The sequence below is a fragment of the Streptosporangium sp. NPDC050148 genome (assembly GCF_055586505.1).
The window spans coordinates 209613-227916 of record NZ_JBVJIA010000005.1 but is presented as its reverse complement, the minus strand read 5'-3'; the positions used below and the strand labels follow the sequence as shown (position 1 = coordinate 227916).

The following is an 18304-nucleotide window of genomic DNA, read 5'->3' as shown; positions in this document are numbered from 1 at the left end:
GACGCGTGTCTATGGCGACGCTTCGCGTCGCGGTGAGACCGCTCGGATCCGGCTCCTTCCCTCGTCGCTCATCCGCTTCGCTCCTTCGCTCCTCGGTCCAGTCGCCGGCGCGGCCTCACAACCCCAAGGCGACGCTGCGCATCACCACAAAAACAGCCACCGGACCTGTGAAGCCTCGTCGACAAGGGATGGAGCCCGGATCCAAGCGGCTTCACCACGACGCGCAGCGTCGCCATGGACAGATCTCACAGGCCCAATCAACACATTCGCCGGACCTGTGAAGCCGCGCCGGCGACTGGACTGAGGAGGGCGGAATCGTGAGGAACGAGCGATTCCTCCCGACGAGGGAAGGAGCCGGATCCAAGCGGCTTCACCGCGACGCGCAGCGTCGCCTAGGAACAGGTGAGGTTGGTCTCGGGCTTGTAGACCGTCGTCTTCTTGACGCGCTTGATCTCCTTGCCGTCCTGTTTGAAGATGCGCCAGACGTCGATCGTGAACCCCTGCTGGCCGATCATCTCGATGCAGTCGGGGCCGGTGTCGGTGGCGTTCTCGAACGGGGTCACGTTGTACCGCTCGGAGGAGATCGACTCGATCTCGTAGCGCTTGGTGCTCCAGAAGGCGACCGTGACGCCCCTGTCGTCGGCCGAGGTCTTCACCAGCACCCCGTACGGCGAGTCGTTCTTCCAGCGGAAGTCCGGCTGGGGCCAGGAGACCGTGGACTCGCGCCCGGCCGGGTAGCGGGGGATGTAGAACTCGTGGGCCACGTGCTGCACGTCCTCGAGCCCGCCGAAGAACACGGCGTTGTACATGGTGGTGGCGAACTGGGAGATGCCGCCGCCGACCGAGTCGACCAGCCTGCCCCCCTCGATCATGGGAGCGGGCACGAACCCGCGGGCCGTGTCGCGCCGGCCGACGATCTCGTTGAGCGAGAAGGTCTCGCCCGGTTTCACCAGGTAGCCGTCCAGGAGCCGGGCGATCGTCTTGATGTTGGTGACGCGTGGCGGGCAGCAGTCGTAGAAGGTGGTGAACTGGCTGATCCGCTCCTTGATGCCGAGCCCGCGGGCCTCGGCGTCGGACATGCGGGGCTGGACGGTGGTCAGGGCCACCGGGATCGTCCGGTCGCCGTCGCGGCGTACCATCTCCGCCACGTCCGTGGCGAGCCGCTCGTCGTCGATGCCCTTCCCCTTGCGGCCGGGCACCAGTCTCGGTTCTCCCCCGACGATCCGGAACGTGGGGTCGCGCGGGGCCGTGGCCGGATCGATGAGCCCCTTCTCCACCGAGGCGACGGCGCTCCCGGCGTCGAACACCGGGCGCATGTCGCCGGAGGCGTCCGGTTCGAAGGACAGGTGCGCCGCGAGGGTCTCCACCGGCAGCAGGACCTGCCTGCCGGAGGAGGTGAGGGTGACCGGTCCGGACAGTGCCCTGGCCGCGCCGGCCGCGGCCTTCCGCACCGCGGCGGCCGAGGCCTTGGGCTTGATCACCGAGACCGGGAGGCGGACCTCCCGCGCCGGGCCGAGGAAGGCGTCCTCGATCGCGGCGGCCGCCGCCTCCCGCTCCAGCTCCCGGCCGTCACGGGGCGTCACGACGACGGGCTCGACCCCCTTGAAGGTGACCGAGCCCTCCCGGACCTTGAGGTCGATCTTCCTGGCCAGGTCGTCCACCGCGCCGTTCAGCGTCTCGCGGTCGGAGGAGACCTCGGGGTCGAGCTCGGTGGTGCCGGTGAGGGCCCTCCAGACCTGGCCGGGGCTCGGGAAGCCACTGGGGGCCTGGTTGATGGTGGCGACGACGTCGAACTCCAGCCCGGCCTTGTCGGGGTCGAGCGTGAAGCGCTTGCCCGCGGCCAGCAGGGTCATCTCCTCGGACGCGGCGGCGCTCAGGCGCTCCCTGAGCTCGTCGGCCGCCTCGGTCACGGTCAGCCCGCCGATGTCGACGCCCCGTACGGTGGTGCCCGGCAGCACCTTGCCGGACATGACGACCGCCGGTACCGCGTACACGAGCCCGGCGACGAACAGGACGGCGAGGACGATCAGAAAGATCCTGCGCCCCCTGCGGCTGCGCGGGGGCGGCTCCTCGAAGCGGGACCCTTCCGGCCGGGGGAAACCCCCGTCACCGCCGGGGACCAGCGTGGGCTCGTCGCGCGGGGAGGGGCGCTCGGGCGGGGGCGGCATCTGCCAGGGCTGCGGGGGGTCCGCGGCGGGCGGGATGACCGGCGATCCACGGCCGGGCCCGCTGGAGCCGCCGAGGCCGGTGGGGCCGAAGATGTCGGACGACACGCCGGGCGGCAGGCGGGAGCCGTTCCTGGACGGGCCGGGCTGCCGTCCTGCCGGAGGGAGTCGTGGCTCGCGGGCGCCCGGCGGGACGGGGTCGGAGGGAAGCGGAACCCCTTCGAAGGGGTCGGTCGGCGGGTTCACAGACGCTCCGGCGTTCCGCACGGCCTCCGTCTCCTCCTGCCTCGCAGCATTCACCTCCGGCAACCCTAAACCACATCGGATGACCACCGTCTAAAAAGGAATAACAAATCAGCCCGTCCAGCGGTATCGGTGTTCGGGCCGGCCCGCGGTCCCGTACCTGGGCCGCAGCTCGGCCTGACCGGCCGTGCAGAGGTACTCCAGGTACCGGCGCGCGCTCACCCGGGACAGGCCGGTGGCCGCCGCCGCCTCGGCCGCGGACAGGTCGGTGCCGCTCTCCCTGAGCGCGGACGCGACCAGCGCGCAGGTGGTGACCGAGAGCCCCTTGGGCAACGGTGGCGGGACCCCCCTGACCGCCCCGAAGAGCCGGTCGACCTCCTCCTGGCGGGTCTCGTCGCCGAGGCCGGCCAGCCGCCGGTGGGTCTCGGCGTACCGTTCGAGACGTTCGGTGAGGGCGCGGGCGGTGAAGGGTTTGATCAGGTAGTTGACCGCGCCGCCGCGCATGGCGGCCCGGACCGTCGTCACGTCGCGCGCGGCGGTGATCATCAGGACGTCCACCGGGTGCGAGGCGCTCCTGAGCGTCCCGAGCACGTCGAGTCCCGACATGTCCGGTAGGTAGATGTCGAGCAGCACCAGGTCGGGCCCGCACTCCGCGGCCGACTCGATCGCGGCCTGCCCGGTGTGCACGACGCCGGCGACGGTGAAGCCGGGCGTCCTGGTGACGTAGCCGGCGTGGATCCTGGCCACCATGAAGTCGTCGTCCACGACCAGCACGCGGATCTCCCGCGCCGGTCCGCGCTCGCCGCTCATCCCGTCGCCTCCCGTTCGGACGGCGCGAGCGAGCCCGCCGGGGACGACGCGGACGGACCCGCGGCCGGGGACGACGCGGGCGGGCCCGCCAGGGACGACGCGGGCGGATCGGCCGGGGACGGTACCGGCGAGACCGCAGGGCCCCCCGCCGGGGACGGCCCGGCCGTACGTTCCGCGGGCGGGACCGGGAGGAAGGCGGTGAAGACGGCGCCGCCGGCGTTGTGCACCCGCACCCACCCGCCCCGCCGCGCGCACGTCTGGCGGGTCAGGGCCAGCCCCAGGCCCCGGGGCCCGGCCAGGGCGGCCTTGGTGGTGAAGCCCTCGCGGAACACCTCCTGGACCAGCTCGGGGGTGATACCGGGGCCGGAGTCGCCGACCCGCAGGTGCAGCCCGTCCGCCTCGGTGCGGACCGAGACCTCCACCGTGCCGCCGCTCTCCTGCAGCGCGTCCAGGGCGTTGGCGACCAGGTTGCCGGCCACCAGGACCGCGTCGTGCGGGTCGCCGAGCATGCCCTCCTCCACCCGGCAGTCCTCCGACAGCGTCAGGGTGGCGCCCCGCTCGGCCGCCTCGGCCGACTTGGCCAGCAGCAGCGCCGCCAGCGTCGGGTCGGCGACCTTCTCCCGGATCCCGGAGGCGTGTCTGCTGTAGGCCTCGGTGGTCTGGGTGATGTAGCTGACCGCGGTCTCGTGCTCGCCCAGTTCCAGCAGGCCGACCACGGTGTGCATGCGGTTGGCGAACTCGTGGGCCTGCGCGCGCAGCGCACCGGTCGTGGTGCTGGCCTGGTCGAGCTCGCGGGTCAGCCGGACCAGCTCGGTCCGGTCCCGCAGGGTGACCACCCAGCCGCTGCGCCGTTCGCGGACCGCCACCGGGGTCCGGTTGAGGACCAGGACCCGGTCGCGGTGGAGCACCACCCGGTCCTCCCCCGGGTCCGCGCCGTCCAGCACGTCCCGCATCCGGTCCGACAGCGGCATCTCCCGCAGGCTGCGGCCGACGTCGTCCTGGGACAGGCCGAGCAGGTCGCGGGCCGCGTCGTTGACCAGCGTCACCCGTCCTGCGAGGTCGAGGGCGAGCACCCCCTCCTTGACGCCGTGCAGGACGCCCTCGCGCTGTTCGAGCAGGGCCGCGATCTCCCGCGGTTCCAGGCCGAACGTCTGGCGGCGGACCCTTCTCGCGATCAGGGCGGTGGCGGCCGACCCGGCGACCAGGACCGCCAGCACCGTCCACAGCAGCGGCGGGAGCGCCTCGCCGAGCCGGTCGGCGACGGTGGCCTCCAGGATGCCGACCGAGGTCAGGCCGATGACGCGGCCGGCGGAGTCGAAGATCGGCGCCTTGCCGCGGACCGAGCGGCCCAGGGTGCCGGTCTGCACGCCGGTCCAGGTCTGCCCGCCGGCCAGCACCTCCGAGCCGTCGGTGGAGAGCCTCTTGCCGATCAGGGCCGTGTTGGGGTGGGCGTAGCGGATCTGCTCGCGGTTGGCGATCACCACGTAGTCCGCGCCGGTGGCCGCCTGCACGCCGACCGCGATCGGCTGCAGGCTCAGCTCGGGCCGGGCCCTGGTGAACGCCTCCCGCACCTGGGGCAGCCCGGCCACCGACTCGGCGATCGCCAGGGCGCGTTGCTGGTACTGCCGGTCCAGCAGGCCTCGGGTGTGCTCCATCCAGACACCGGCCGTACCGCCGACCGCGAGGACGACGATCACCGTCTGCAGGACGAAGAGCTGGGTGCCGAGCGAGGCGTTCAGCAGGCGTCGCACGAGATGACTCCCAGGTCAGGGGTCTCGATGAAAGCAGCCCGAGGTAACGGCGGGATCGCGGGAGGTGTGACCAATATGACCGATACGACGGCAAACACGCAAAGGATCGACAGGGGAGGCGACGGGGCCCACCATCCTCACCACGCTGTACTTACGTTGTTGGGAGTTGCAATGCGTCTTCGGAGGCTGGCCGCCCTCGCGGTGGTGTCCCTCACCGCCCTCACCGCCTGCGGTTCGGGCGGGGGCTCGGGCGTGAGCGCGCTGAGAATCATGGCCCCGGCCGCCCCGGGAGGCGGCTGGGACCAGACCTCCCGCGTGGCCGCGGAGGCGCTGAAGGCCGCCGAGCCCTCCCGCAAGGTCGAGGTGTACAACGTGCCCGGCGCGGGCGGCACCATCGGACTCGCCCAGCTCGCGGGCGAGAAGGGCAACGGCGACCTGCTGATGACCATGGGGCTGGTGATGGTCGGCGCGGTGGAGCAGAACAGGTCGAAGGTCACCCTGGCCGACACCACGCCCATCGCCAAGCTGACCGAGGAGTACGAGATCGTCGTGGTCCCCGCGGCGTCGCCGTACAAGACGCTGGCCGACCTGGTGGCGGCGTGGAGGGCCGACCCCGCGAAGGTCGCCGTCGCGGGCGGTTCCGCGGGGGGCACCGACCACATCGTGGCCGGCCTGATGGCCAAGGCCGCGGGAATCGACCCCAAGCGGGTCAACTACATCGCCCACTCCGGTGGTGGCGAGGCGCTGAACGCGCTGCTCGGCGAGAAGGTGGCCGTGGGGATCTCCGGCATCGGCGAGTTCGCCGAGCACGTGAAGTCGGGCAAGCTGCGCGCACTCGGCGTCAGCTCACCCGCCAGGCTCGGCAACGTGGACGCCCCCACCCTCGTCGAGGGCGGCCTGGACGTGCGGCTGGCCAACTGGCGGGGGTTCGTCGCGCCCGGCGGGCTGGACGCCGAGGCCACGAAGAGGCTCACCGACCTGGTCACGAAGATGCACGCCTCGCCGGCCTGGAAGGACGCGGTCACCAAGAACGGCTGGACCGACGTCTTCCAGACCGGCAAGCCGTTCGCCGACTTCCTCACCGCCGAGCAGGCCAGGGTCAAGGCGGTCATCGCGGAGATGGGCCTCGTCTCCTGATGTCCCCCGTCGAGGACCCGTCCACCGGCCCCGGCCGGTCGTGGCGGCGGCCCGAGCTGGGGCTGGCGGCGCTGGTGCTCGCGCTGGGCGCGTTCGTGATCGTCGGCACCGCCGACGTGGGCACCGCGGGCGCCGCGCTCGGGCCGGGGCCGCGGTTCTTCCCGGTCCTGGTCGGCGGGGCGATGCTGCTGACCGGGCTGTGCTACGTGATCGACGTGCTCAGGGGCGGGCACGGGGACCCCGAGGAGGCCGAGGACGCCGACACCGGAGTGCGGGCCGACTGGCGCACGGTCGCGCTGGTCAGCGTGATCTTCCTGGCCTTCGCCGGGCTGCTCGACCTATTGGGCTGGATCGTCGCGGGCGCGCTGCTGTTCTTCGGCCTGTCGGTCACGCTGGGCGCCGCCCACCGGCCGCGCGCGGCGGTGATCGCGATTCTGCTGTCCACGGCCACCTACCTGGCCTTCGTCAAGGGCCTGGGCGTGACGCTGCCGGCCGGGCTGCTCTCCGGGGTGATCTAGTGGAATCGTTCCGGTTGCTGATGGAGGGCTTCGCCACCGCCCTCACCCCGGTCAACCTGCTGTACGCGCTGGCGGGCGTCACGCTGGGCACGCTGGTGGGCGTACTGCCCGGCATCGGCCCGGCGATGACCGTGGCGCTGCTGCTGCCGATCACCTTCACCGTCCCCCCGGCCAGCGCGTTCATCATGTTCGCGGGCATCTACTACGGCGGCATGTACGGCGGGTCGACCACCTCGATCCTGCTCAACACGCCCGGTGAGAGCTCCTCGATGATCACCGCGCTGGAGGGCAACAAGATGGCCCGGCGCGGACGGGCCGCGCAGGCGCTCGCGACCGCCGCGATCGGCTCGTTCGTCGCGGGCACCATCGCCACGGCGCTGCTGGTCCTGGCGGCGCCCCTGGTGGTGGACTTCGCGATCTCCTTCGGCCCGGAGGACTACTTCGCGCTGGCCGTGCTCGCCTTCACCGCCGTCTCGTCGGTGCTGTCCCGCTCGGTCGTACGGGGGCTGGCCTCGCTCGGGCTCGGCCTGGTCATCGGGCTGGTCGGCATCGACCAGCAGACCGGGCAGGCCCGGCTCACCCTGGGGGTGCCCCAGCTGCTCGACGGCATCGACGTGGTGATCGTCGCGGTCGGCCTGTTCGCGATGGGCGAGGTGCTCTACGTCGCCTCCCGGCTGCGGCACGGCCCGCCGGAGGTGATCCCGGTCGGCCGGGCGTTCCTCGGCCGCTCGGACTGGTCGCGCTCCTGGCGGCCGTGGCTGCGCGGCACCGCGCTGGGTTTCCCGTTCGGCGCGCTGCCCGGCGGGGGCGCGGAGATCCCCACGTTCCTGTCGTACTCGATCGAGAAGCGGATGGCCCGCGGGGTCGCCCGCGAGGAGTACGGCAACGGCGCGATCGAGGGGGTCGCCGGTCCCGAGGCCGCCAACAACGCCTCGGCGGCCGGCACCCTGGTCCCGCTGCTCACCCTGGGCCTTCCCACCTCGGCGACGGCCGCGATCCTGCTGGCGGCCTTCCAGCAGTACGGCCTGCAGCCGGGGCCCCAGCTGTTCGACCACAACCCGGCGCTGGTCTGGGGCATGATCGCGTCGTTGTTCGTGGGCAACACCATGCTGCTGGTGCTCAACCTGCCGCTGGCCCCGCTCTGGGCCAGGGTGCTGCACATCCCCCGGCCGTACCTGTACTCGGGGATCGTGCTGTTCGCGGCGCTCGGCGTCTACGCGCTGAACTCCTCCTGGGTGGAGCTGGTCATCCTCTACCTGCTGGGGCTGCTCGGTTTCGCGATGCGCCGCTTCGGCCTGCCGGTCGCCCCCGCGGTGATCGGCCTGATCCTGGGCCCGATGGCCGAGATCCAGCTCCGCCGGGCCCTGGCCATCGGCGCGGGTGACGTGACGGTGCTGGTCAGGAGCCCGATCGCGGCGACGCTGCTCGTCGTGGCGCTCCTGGCGCTGCTGACGCCCCTGATCAGGAAGGCGGTCGCCCGCCGCGCCGCCTGACCCCGCCCCCGCCCTCGGCCGCCTGACCCCAGGACGGGTGGGCCCCGGGCGCTCAGGCCGTGAGCGTGGCCAGCAGGTCGTCCAGTGCCGCCTTGACGCGCTCGGGCGTCACCGGCCGGTTCCCGCGCAGCCGGTGCGCGAGCAGCGGGGCGGCCAGCGGCGCCAGCAACGCGTCGGCCAGGACGGGGGCGTCCGCACCGGGCCTGGCCCGCGTGACGAGCAGCGACAGGTGGGCGTGGTAGGCGTCGTAGGCACCGCCGAAACGGGCGAACGGGGTCGCCGTCTCGGCCATGAGCAGCAGGTCCAGCTGCTCCACGGTCCTGTCGACGAGGGCGTGCAGGAAGGCGCGGATCCGGGCGGGCGCGTCGGCGCCCGGCCCGAGCGGCGGCGGTCCCTCGATGAACGCCGCCTGGAACTCGCGCTCCCGCTCGTCGATGAGCGCGTACGCCAGCCCCGAGCGATCGCCGAACCGGCGGTACAGGGTGCCGACGCCGACGCCCGCCGCGGCGGCCACCTCGGCCATCGCCAGCCCCTCGACGCCGCGGGCGGCGACGATGTCGGCCGCGGCGGCAAGGATCTTCATCCGGTTGCGCGCCGCGTCCACCCGCTCGGGGCGCGGGTTCGTGACGGCGTCCACGGTCACAGGTTAGACGGTCACGGGACGCCCGACGGGCTTGCAAACGGAATGCATTCCGTTTTATGGTCAAGCGGAACGCATTCCGTATGAGGAGAAGACATGACACGCAGGGTCGCGCTCGTCACCGGGGGGAGCCGCGGGATCGGCGCCGCCGTCGCCGTCCGCCTGGCCTCCGAAGGTGCCGACGTCGTCATCACGTACGCGCGCTCGGCGGAGCGGGCCGCGGCGGTCGTCACACGGATCGAGGCCGCCGGTGCCCGCGGCCTGGCCCTGGAGGCCGAGGCCGCCGACGCCGGCGCGCTGGTCGCGGCGGTCGAGCGCACGGTCGCCGAGTTCGGGCGGATCGACGTCCTGGTGAGCAACGCGGGCATCGCCCCGTACGGGCCGCTGGAGGAGGTGACGCTCGCCGAGGTGGACGCCACCCTGGCGATCCACGCCCGCGCCTCGTTCGTACTGGCCCAGGCCGCCGCCCGGCACATGAGGGAGGGGGGACGGATCATCTGCATCGGCAGCAGCCTCGCCGAGCGGGTGCCGTACCCGGGCTGGACCCTGTACGCGATGAGCAAGTCCGCGCTGACCGGCCTGACCAAGGGGCTGGCCAGGGATCTGGGGCCGCGCGGCATCACGGCCAACCTCGTCCACCCCGGATCGACCGACACCGAGATGAACCCGGCCGACGGCGAGGAGGCCGAGGAGGAGCGGCGTTTCTCCGCGCTGGGCCGCTACTGCGACCCGGCCGACATCGCCGCCACCGTCGCCCACCTGGCGGGCGAGGGCGGCAGGAACATCACCGGTGCCGCCGTCGTCGTCGACGCGGGCACCACGGCCTAACCGTCATGGCCTGGTTCCTGCTCGTCCTCGCGGCCATGCTGGAGATCGTCTGGGCCACCGCGCTCGAACGCTCGGACGGCTTCACCCGGCTCTGGCCGACGGTCGTCGGGGTGACGACCGCGGCCCTGAGCTTCGTCATCCTGACCTTCGCCCTCAAGACCCTTCCCATGGGCACCGCGTACGCCGTCTGGGTGGGGCTCGGCGCGCTCGGGGTCGCGGTCGCGGGCATCGTCGCCCTGGGCGAGAGCGCGGCACCCGCCCGGCTGGCCTGCCTGGCGCTCATCCTGCTCGGCGTCATCGGCCTCAAGCTCCTGGAGGGATGACGCCCGGCCCGGGATGCCGGGCCGGGATGCCGGGCCCGGGATGCCGGGCCCGGGATTCCGGGCTCACCCCGCCAGGGTGTCGACGGCCGGCCCGTCGTACCCGAGGCCGTCCTCTCTCGCCAGATAACTGCACGAGACCCATCCCGCGGTGCCCGCGGGCAATCCGGAGGCCGATCGCCCGCCCAGCCGGAAATAGCACCAGCCGTTCGTCGAGCTCGTACCGACCTGGCCGTAATCGCCGTAGTAGAGATAACCGATGACCTTGGAGCCGCCCGGGGTCGATCTCAGGCGTACCCCGTCGGCGATGATCACGGCGTCTATCCCCGGGACCGCGGACAGGACGGAACCGCCGGTCACGGGGGTCGCGGAGGCGGGAACCGCCATGGCGGCCGTCCCCGCGAAAGCCACCAGCGCCATGGCCGCGGAGGCCAGGAATCTTCTCATGTGCATTCTTCCGATCGTGAGGTCAGGTCATACCGGAGTGAATGGCGAGAGTGCCGTGATCACTGTGCAAGTAATCACGAATTCCGTCAATAGCTGGTGAATTCCAGAAATGCGAATTACCACATAAAATCGTCGAGGGTCCCGCGCTTTTCAGACGTGTCCGTCCGGGCCGGCCGTGTTCGTCCGGGCCCTACCCATCGGAGATCCGGGCCCTACCCATCGGAGAACGGACGTGCGGGACCGCCCTCCCGTCGAGAAGGGTCCCCGAACGGGCCCCGGCCGGAGCCGGGGCCCCTCGGTCAGCCCGAGACGCCGAGGCGCTCCAGGATGAGCTCCCGGGCCCGGCCGGCGTCGGCCTTGCCCCGGCTGGCCTTCATGACCCCGCCCACCAGCGCGCCGACGGCGGCCACCTTGCCGCCGCGCACCTTGTCGGCCGCGTCGGCGTTCTCGGCAAGCACCCGGTCGATGATCTCCATCAGCTCGCCCTCGTCGTTGACGATCTGCAGGCCGCGGGCGGCCACCACCTCGTCCGGGGAGCCCTCGCCGTTCAGCACGCCCTCCAGCACCTGGCGGGCCAGCTTGTCGTTCAGCGCGCCCCCGGCGACCATCGCGCACACCCGGGCGATCTGGTCCGGGGTGATCGGCAGCGCGCTCAGCGGGACCGCGGACTCGTTGGCGCGGCGGGCCAGCTCACCCATCCACCACTTGCGGGCGTCCGCGGGCGGGGCCCCCGCGGCGACCGTCGCCTCGACCAGCGCGATGGCGTCGGCGTTGTGCATGGCCGCCATGTCCAGGTCGGACACGCCCCACTCCTGCTGGAGCCGCTTGCGCCGCACGCTCGGCAGCTCGGGCAGGGCGGCCTTGAGCGTGGCGACCCAGGCCGGGTCGGGGGCGATCGGCACCAGGTCGGGCTCGGGGAAGTAGCGGTAGTCCTGCGCCTCCTCCTTGGACCGTCCCGAGGTGGTGGTGCCGGTGTTCTCGTGGAAGTGGCGGGTCTCCTGGATGATCCGGCCGCCGGAGGCCAGGATCGCGGCCTGGCGCTCGATCTCACCGCGGACCGAACGCTCGACGCTGCGCAGCGAGTTGACGTTCTTGGTCTCGGTACGCGTCCCCCACTCCGAGGAGCCGCGCGGCATGAGGGAGACGTTCACGTCGAACCGCATGGAGCCCTCCTCCATGCGCACGTCCGAGACGCCGAGCCCGCGCACCAGCTCGCGCAGCTCGGTCCCGTACGCGCGGGCGACCTCGGGGGCCAGCCGGTCGGTCCCCGGGATCGGCTTGGTGACGATCTCCACGAGCGGGATGCCCGCGCGGTTGTAGTCGACGATCGAGTAGTCCGCGCCGTGGATGCGGCCGGTCGCGCCGCCCACGTGGGTGGACTTGCCGGTGTCCTCCTCCAGGTGGACGCGCTCGATCTCGACCCTGACGGTCCTGCCGTCGACCTCGACGTCGAGGTACCCGTCGAAGCAGAGCGGCTCGTCGTACTGGCTGATCTGGTAGTTCTTCGGCATGTCCGGATAGAAGTAGTTCTTCCGGGCGAAGCGGCACCACTCGGCGATGGAGCAGTTGAGCGCCAGGCCGATGCGGATCGTCGACTCGATCGCGGCGGCGTTGGCCGTCGGCAGCGAACCGGGCAGCGCCAGGCAGACCGGGCAGACGTGCGTGTTCGGCGGGGCGCCGAACGTGGTCGAGCAGCCGCAGAACATCTTCGACGCCGTACCCAGCTCGACGTGCGTCTCCAGGCCCAGCACCGGTTCGAAGCGCTCCAGCGCCTCGTCGTACGGCATCAACGTCTCGGTGCTCATCGGTCGTTCACCATTCCTCTTCCGCTCCGCGGAGCGATCGTTCCTCGCGCGCCGGGGCGCCCGGTGCGCCGGGACCGGCCCGTGCCCACCGTGCCCGCGTCCCGCGCCGTGAGAATCTGCGTCGTGAAAACGTGCGTTGCGAAAACCTGCGTCATGGATGTCCGCGTCATAGATAGCCGAGTCCCTTCAACGCGTTCCTCGTCTCGGCCACCCAGTTCGCGTAGGCGGGCACCTGTGCCAGGACGGCGAGATCGATGTTGCGTCCTACGTACTCGAAGTAGTCGCGCACCGGCTTGCCGCGCCGGGGGACGGTCGCGGCGAGCACCCCGGCGGGGTCGGCGATCCTGTCGACCTCGCGGGGACGGGACGGCAGGAGGCTCAGGTCGCTGCCCTCCAGCCCCGCCCACACGGCCCGGTCCGCCAGCAGCCAGCCCTCGGTCTCGCCCAGGCCGATCACCGGCACCAGGTAGTGCGAGTGGTAGCGGACGCTGTCGCGCCTGCGGCGTTCCCGCTGCTCGTCGTGCGTGAACAGCAGGTGGCAGTCGGCCGCGAGCTCCTCCAGCGCGGCGACCAGGCGCTCCCGGTCGCAGGAGACGACCTCGGTCGCCTCGACGTCGACGGCGTGCGGCGACATCCAGGTGAGCTCGCGCAGCTGCCGGGAGATCACGATGCCGAGGAAGCCCTCGTCGGCCTCCCCCTCGGCGACGAGTCCCGGAACCAGCGGACGGCTGCTCACGCCGCCGCGCCCAGGTACTTGCGGACCTGCCGGGGCGAGACGAACGTGCCCGGCTCGCCGTCCGGCTGGATCGGCTTGGCCACCGTCACCCGCGACACCCGGTCGTTGTCGGGGTCGACGCGGACCGCGGTGTCGAGGAACGTCAGCGCCTCCGGCTCGGTCCGGTAGACCTCCGCGACGACCACCGGGGACTGGCTGGTGATGATCACCTGCCGCAGCGGCTCCGGCCCCCCGGGAACGGTGACCCTCCGGCGCACCCGGCGGAGCAGCTCGCCCAGGCGGACCGGGTGGACGCCGCTCTCGATCTCCTCCACCAGCAGCGTGCCCGGGTGGTCGGGGTCGTGCAGGGCGGCCAGCAGGCCCAGGACGCGCAGCGTGCCGTCGGACAGCAGCGCGGCCGGGACCGTCCCCTGCCCGTCGACGACCAGCTCGAAGGAGCACTCGCCCCGGTCGGTGCGCGGCACCAGGTCGGCGACGTCGGGGACCACCCCGGCCAGGTCCACCGTGAGGTCGGTCATCGCCTCGGTGCCGGCCATCCGGCCCAGCACCGCGGCCAGGTTCGCGCCGTCGGCCGCGAGCGGCCCGGCGTCGGCCGCCGGGCAGCGGCGGCGCATCGCCGCGGGCGAGGGCGCGTAACGGCGCCAGGACCGGACCGTACGGCGGGGCGTGCCCTCCGGGTCCGGGTCGGCGATCATGAGCTCCAGCAGCTCCGGGGGGATCTGCTGTGCCACGTGGCTGACGACGGCCCCGCTGGACCTGGGGATCTTCAGCACCATCTCCGCCCCCACGTCGAACCTGATCGGCACGACCGACCTCGGCTCGGGGGCGACCATCGCCTCCACCGAGACCACGAAGCCGGGCACGGCCGAGCCCTGGGCGACCCGGTGGAACTGGTCGCCCGGCAGCCCTCGGGTCGCGCCGAACAGCCCGCCGGCCCCCTCGATCTCGGCGGCCACGAACGCGACCGCGTCGAAGAGGTTCGACTTGCCGCTCGCGTTCGGGCCGACCAGCACGAGAAAGGGCGGCACATCGAGATCGAAGTTCAAGAAGGACTTGAACCCGTCGATCTCGATCCGAGTGATCATGCCGCCGTTCTCCCTGTCACCTGTCGCCCCCTGGCCTCGACGTCCCCGACGCCCCTTGACGTCCTCGGCGCCCCCGGCGCCCTTGACGCCCCTGCCGTCCCGGTGTCCTGTCGCCCCGGGTCCACGGGCCCTGGAAATCCCGATGTGCCGGAACCCGTCCCCTACAGCTCCGGGGCCCGGGACAGCAGGTCGCCGCCCCAGCGGTCCCGCAGGGCCTGCTCGACCGCGGCGCCGACCCGGTAGCAGCGGTCGTCGCCGAGCACCGGGGCCATGATCTGCAGGCCGACCGGCAGGCCGTCCTCGTCGGCCAGGCCGCACGGCACCGAGATGGCCGCGTTGCCGGCCAGGTTGGACGGGATCGTGCACAGGTCGGCCAGGTACATGGCCATGGGGTCGTCGGCGCGCTCGCCGATCGGGAACGCCGTGGTGGGGGTCGTCGGCGAGATGAGCACGTCCACCTGCTGGAAGGCGGCCTCGAAGTCGCGCGCGATGAGCGTGCGGACCTTCTGCGCCTGGCCGTAGTAGGCGTCGTAGTACCCGCTGGAGAGCGCGTACGTGCCCAGGATGATCCGGCGCTTGACCTCGGGGCCGAAGCCCTGGGCCCGGGTCAGGGCCATGACCTCCTCGGCGCTGCGCGTGCCGTCGTCGCCGACCCGCAGGCCGTAGCGCATGGCGTCGAAGCGGGCCAGGTTGGACGAGCACTCCGAGGGGGCGATCAGGTAGTACGCCGGCAGGGCGGTGGTGAACGACGGGCAGGAGACCTCGACGACCTTCGCGCCCAGCGACTCCAGCAGCTCCACGCTCTCCTGGAAGCGGGCCAGCACGCCGGGCTGGTAGCCCTCGGCCTGGCCGCCGAACTCCCTGACCACGCCGACGCGCAGGCCCGCCACGTCGCCGTTGCGCGCCGCCTCGACCACCGAGGGCACCGGGGCGTCGACCGAGGTGGAGTCCATGACGTCGTGGCCGGAGAACGCCTCGTGCAGCAGGGCGGCGTCCAGCACGGTCCGGGCGAAGGGGCCGGGGGTGTCCAGCGAGCTGGCGAAGGCGATCAGCCCGTAGCGGGACGAGCCGCCGTAGGTCGGCTTCATGCCCACGATGCCGGTGACCGCGGCGGGCTGGCGGATCGAGCCGCCGGTGTCGGTGCCGGTGGACAGCGGGGCCTCGTACGCGGCGACCGAGGCCGAGGAGCCGCCCGAGGAGCCGCCGGGGATGCGCGACAGGTCCCACGGGTTGCGGGTGGGGCCGTAGGCGGAGTTCTCGGTGGAGGAGCCCATCGCGAACTCGTCCAGGTTGGTCTTCCCGAGGATCACCAGCCCGGCCTCGCGCAGGCGCCGGGTCACGGTCGCGTCGTACGGCGGCCGCCAGCCCTCGAGGATCCTCGATCCGGCCGTGGTCGGCATGTCGGAGGTGGTGAAGACGTCCTTGTGCGCGATCGGCACACCGGCCAGCGGGCCCAGCTCCTCACCGGCGGCACGGCGGGCGTCGACGGCCCGCGCCTGCTCCAGGGTGGTCTCGGCGTCGACGTGCAGGAAGGCGTTGACCTTCGGCTCGACCTCGGCCATCCGGTCGAGGTGGGCCTGGGCGACCTCGACGGCGGAGACCTCGCCGCTCGCGATCATCGCGCCCAGGTCGGCGGCGGTCTTGCGGATGAGGCTCATGCTTCCTCCCCGAGGATGCGCGGCACGCGGAAGCGGCCGTCCTCGACCGCCGGGGCGCCGGCGAGCGCCGCCTCGGGGGTCAGGCCGGGCCGGACCTCGTCGGGACGGAAGACGTTGGTGAGCGGGAGCGCGTGCGAGGACGGCGGGATGTCGTCGGCCGCCACCTCGGCGACGCGGGCGACCGCACCGATGATCACATCGAGCTGGGCGGCGAAGTGGTCGAGCTCCTCGTCGGCCAGCGCCAGCCGGGAGAGCCGGGCGAGGTGAGCGACCTCGTCGCGGGTTATGGCGGACATGAGTCGTTGAACCCGTTTCCTGAAATGTCAATTGGACACTGTCATCCTATGGCTCGCGACCTGAGGCTCCCGACTCATTGACCCCGCCGCGATCACATCGCGATCCCCGTACGGCCCCCCTGTGACCCTCACCGGACCGGGCCGGGCCCGGTGAGGCGGGCGAAGGCGGGCGGATACGGGGCCCGCGCGGGCGTGCCCGCGGCTGTCAGGCCCGCTGCGCGTCGAGGATCTCGCGGCGGCGCAGCAGGGTGAGATCGTGCGTGGCCAGCGCGCGGTGCTCGCGCAGCCACACGGTCGCGTCGGCGGCCGACATGGGCTCGGCGAACAGCCAGCCCTGCCCCAGGTCGCAGCCCATGGCCTTGAGCCGCTTGGCCACCTCGTCCGACTCGACGCCCTCGGCGACCGAGCGCAGCCCCAGGGAGCGGACCAGGTCGACGATGGAGCGGACGATCCGCTCGTCGTCCTTGGACTCGGCGATACGGCGGACGAACGAGGAGTCGATCTTGACCTCGGCGACCGGCAGGCGCTGCAGGCGCACCAGCGAGGAGTAGCCCGTCCCGAAGTCGTCCAGCGCGAGCGGCACGCCCAGCGACGCCAGGGCCCGGACGGCGTCGGCGGTGTAGGCCTGGTCGGTCATCAGGATGCGCTCGGTGACCTCCAGCTGGATCGCCTTGGGCGGCAGCCGGTAGCGCGCCAGTCCCGCCCCCAGCTGGTCGGACAGGGCCGAGTCGAGCAGGTCGCGGGCCGAGACGTTGACCGAGATCTGCTCGTGCAGCCCGGTGTGCCACCAGTGCGCGGCCTGCTCCAGGGCCGCGTCGATGACGTACCCGGTGAGGTGGCGCATCAGGTACGACTGCTCGGCCATCGGGACGAACTCGTCCGGGGGGATCATGCCCCGCTCGGGGTGGCGCCAGCGCAGCAGCGCCTCCACGCCCCGCACCTGCCCCCCGGCCAGGTCGAGCTTGGGCTGGTAGTGCAGCCGCAGCTCGGAGCGGTCGATGGCCCTGCGCAGGTCGCCCAGCAGGGTGAGCCGCTCGGGGCTGTTGCGGTCCTTGTCGGCGGCGTAGATCTCGACCCCGGTCCGGCCCTCCTTGGCCAGGTACATCGCCACGTCCGAGCGCTGCAGCAGCATCTCGAAGTCCGGCGCGTGGTCGGGGTAGAGGGCGATGCCGAACGAGGCGTCCAGGTCGAAGCTCATGCCCTCCAGCCGGACCGGCTCGGTGATCGCCACCCGCAGGCGGGCCGCCACCTCCCTGGCCGCCGCGGCGTCCCTGACCGAGGGCAGCAGGACGGCGAACTCGTCGCCGCCGAGCCGGGCCACCACGTCGCCGGGGCGGACGCTGTGGGTGAGCCGGTGCGCCACCGTCTGCAGCAGCCGGTCGCCGACCGGGTGCCCGAGCGTGTCGTTGATCTCCTTGAACCGGTCGAGGTCGAGCAGGAACAGGCCGACCCGTTCGCCGTCCCGCGCCTCGGCCAGCGCCTCCTCGGTGCTGAGCACGAGCATCTTGCGGTTGGGCAGGCCGGTCAGGCCGTCGTGCATCGCCTGGTGGTCGCGGCGCACCGACATCGTGGCCGTGAAGTAGACCGCCACCATCGGGGCCAGGAACAGCGGCACCATGGCCGGCGAGTGGTTCATCACCACCACCACGAGCGGGGCCAGGCCGAGCAGCCCCGCGTACACCAGACTCTGGTGGCCGATGGTGGTCCGGATCACCCGGTGGATCGACCTGCGCTCGTGCAGCGCCACCGCGCCGGAGACCAGCAGCGCCCGCACCGTGAAGTACGCGAGCCCGGCCGCCCCGATCACCAGCAGGTCCGAGCCGTCGGGCACCCCCGAGCCCTCGATGACGGGCAGGTCGCCGAAGACCCCCAGCACCAGCCCGGCCGCGCTGCAGGCCAGCGTCACCTGGGCGATGTTGAACATGACCCGGTGCCACGCCTTGCGGGTCACCACCCCGTTGACCACGATGGCGACCGCCTGCAGCAGCGCGGCGACCGGCAGGCCGTAGTGCAGCAGGGCGGCGAAGGTGAACATCGTCGACGGATAGGTGCCGCCCACCGTCATCGACGACGACAGCACCACCGGGCGCAGTTCGCCCAGAACGATCAGGACCGCGAGCGTCCAGAACACCGGGCTGCGGACCAGCGTCGCCGCGTCGACCGCGTCCAGGCGCAGCTGGGACACGACGAGCACGGTGAACCCGACGGTGGTGACGGCACCGAGATAGGCCCACAGGGGCGATCCCGGTCGCGGTCCGGTGTCGCGGGTATCGGTCGGGTCGGCCATGAGTAACAAAACCCCCATTAGTTCACTATGGGAGAGTACGGCCTATGGGCCACTTCGCGAAACCGATTGCGCACGTTCCGTCACG

At 72.3% G+C, this 18304-nt stretch carries 16 protein-coding genes; 5 read left to right on the top strand and 11 right to left on the bottom strand.

The window, feature by feature from the left end; genetic code table 11:
* Window positions 1-392 precede the first annotated feature (392 nt).
* The 3 genes from ACZ6RT_RS07400 to ACZ6RT_RS07390 form a co-directional block, all read right to left on the bottom strand.
* Complete coding sequence (locus tag ACZ6RT_RS07400; protein WP_470152558.1) at window positions 393-2273, bottom strand: VanW family protein; 1881 nt, start codon at window positions 2271-2273, stop codon at window positions 393-395.
* A 246-nt stretch (window positions 2274-2519) separates the two neighbouring features.
* Window positions 2520-3218: a response regulator gene (locus tag ACZ6RT_RS07395; protein WP_399186493.1), complete on the bottom strand. Its 699-nt coding sequence runs from the start codon at window positions 3216-3218 to the stop codon at window positions 2520-2522.
* A complete protein-coding gene (locus ACZ6RT_RS07390; RefSeq protein WP_470152557.1) occupies window positions 3215-4969 on the bottom strand; it encodes an ATP-binding protein in 1755 nt (584 codons plus the stop codon). The genes ACZ6RT_RS07395 and ACZ6RT_RS07390 overlap by 4 nt, the downstream gene beginning before the upstream one ends.
* 171 nt (window positions 4970-5140) lie before the next feature.
* On the opposite strand from ACZ6RT_RS07390, the gene ACZ6RT_RS07385 reads away from it, so the two are divergent.
* The 3 genes from ACZ6RT_RS07385 to ACZ6RT_RS07375 are packed head-to-tail and all read left to right on the top strand — an operon-like array spanning window position 5141 to window position 8117.
* Window positions 5141-6106, top strand: a complete 966-nt coding sequence (locus tag ACZ6RT_RS07385) for a Bug family tripartite tricarboxylate transporter substrate binding protein (RefSeq protein WP_470152556.1) — start codon at window positions 5141-5143, stop codon at window positions 6104-6106.
* Window positions 6106-6624: a tripartite tricarboxylate transporter TctB family protein gene (locus ACZ6RT_RS07380; protein WP_470152555.1), complete on the top strand. Its 519-nt coding sequence runs from the start codon at window positions 6106-6108 to the stop codon at window positions 6622-6624. The genes ACZ6RT_RS07385 and ACZ6RT_RS07380 overlap by 1 nt, the downstream gene beginning before the upstream one ends.
* Window positions 6624-8117 (top strand): tripartite tricarboxylate transporter permease, encoded by a 1494-nt coding sequence (locus tag ACZ6RT_RS07375; protein WP_470152554.1) that lies wholly within the window; start codon window positions 6624-6626, stop codon window positions 8115-8117. Before ACZ6RT_RS07380 ends, ACZ6RT_RS07375 begins: the two co-directional genes overlap by 1 nt.
* Window positions 8118-8169: 52 nt before the next feature.
* Here ACZ6RT_RS07375 and ACZ6RT_RS07370 read toward each other — a convergent pair whose 3' ends face one another.
* The gene (locus ACZ6RT_RS07370) at window positions 8170-8754 is read right to left on the bottom strand and encodes a TetR family transcriptional regulator (RefSeq protein ID WP_399186498.1); all 585 of its coding nucleotides are present in this window, start codon (window positions 8752-8754) and stop codon (window positions 8170-8172) included.
* 99 nt (window positions 8755-8853) lie between these two features.
* Between ACZ6RT_RS07370 and ACZ6RT_RS07365 the strand changes: the two genes are divergently transcribed.
* Window positions 8854-9585, top strand: a complete 732-nt coding sequence (locus ACZ6RT_RS07365; RefSeq protein ID WP_470152553.1) for an SDR family NAD(P)-dependent oxidoreductase — start codon at window positions 8854-8856, stop codon at window positions 9583-9585.
* A 5-nt stretch (window positions 9586-9590) separates the two neighbouring features.
* Window positions 9591-9908, top strand: a complete 318-nt coding sequence (locus ACZ6RT_RS07360; protein ID WP_344894089.1) for a DMT family transporter — start codon at window positions 9591-9593, stop codon at window positions 9906-9908.
* Between the two features lie 63 nt (window positions 9909-9971).
* Here ACZ6RT_RS07360 and ACZ6RT_RS07355 read toward each other — a convergent pair whose 3' ends face one another.
* The 7 genes from ACZ6RT_RS07355 to ACZ6RT_RS07325 form a co-directional block, all read right to left on the bottom strand.
* On the bottom strand, window positions 9972-10352 hold the full coding sequence (locus ACZ6RT_RS07355) for an SH3 domain-containing protein (RefSeq protein ID WP_470152552.1): 381 nt from the start codon (window positions 10350-10352) through the stop codon (window positions 9972-9974).
* A 299-nt stretch (window positions 10353-10651) separates the two neighbouring features.
* Window positions 10652-12157 carry an Asp-tRNA(Asn)/Glu-tRNA(Gln) amidotransferase subunit GatB gene (gene gatB / locus ACZ6RT_RS07350; RefSeq protein ID WP_470152551.1) on the bottom strand — a complete coding sequence of 502 codons (1506 nt, stop codon included), beginning with the start codon at window positions 12155-12157 and terminating at the stop codon, window positions 10652-10654.
* A gap of 166 nt (window positions 12158-12323) precedes the next feature.
* Window positions 12324-12893 carry a hypothetical protein gene (locus ACZ6RT_RS07345; RefSeq protein WP_344894080.1) on the bottom strand — a complete coding sequence of 190 codons (570 nt, stop codon included), beginning with the start codon at window positions 12891-12893 and terminating at the stop codon, window positions 12324-12326.
* A complete protein-coding gene (locus ACZ6RT_RS07340) occupies window positions 12890-13978 on the bottom strand; it encodes an AAA family ATPase (protein ID WP_470152550.1) in 1089 nt (362 codons plus the stop codon). The genes ACZ6RT_RS07345 and ACZ6RT_RS07340 overlap by 4 nt, the downstream gene beginning before the upstream one ends.
* 161 nt (window positions 13979-14139) lie before the next feature.
* Window positions 14140-15636 (bottom strand): Asp-tRNA(Asn)/Glu-tRNA(Gln) amidotransferase subunit GatA, encoded by a 1497-nt coding sequence (gene gatA, locus ACZ6RT_RS07335; protein ID WP_470152549.1) that lies wholly within the window; start codon window positions 15634-15636, stop codon window positions 14140-14142.
* Window positions 15633-15932: an Asp-tRNA(Asn)/Glu-tRNA(Gln) amidotransferase subunit GatC gene (gene gatC, locus ACZ6RT_RS07330; RefSeq protein ID WP_362799866.1), complete on the bottom strand. Its 300-nt coding sequence runs from the start codon at window positions 15930-15932 to the stop codon at window positions 15633-15635. Before gatC ends, gatA begins: the two co-directional genes overlap by 4 nt.
* Window positions 15933-16137: 205 nt before the next feature.
* Complete coding sequence (locus ACZ6RT_RS07325; protein WP_399186674.1) at window positions 16138-18219, bottom strand: putative bifunctional diguanylate cyclase/phosphodiesterase; 2082 nt, start codon at window positions 18217-18219, stop codon at window positions 16138-16140.
* Between the last annotated feature and the right edge of the window lie 85 nt (window positions 18220-18304).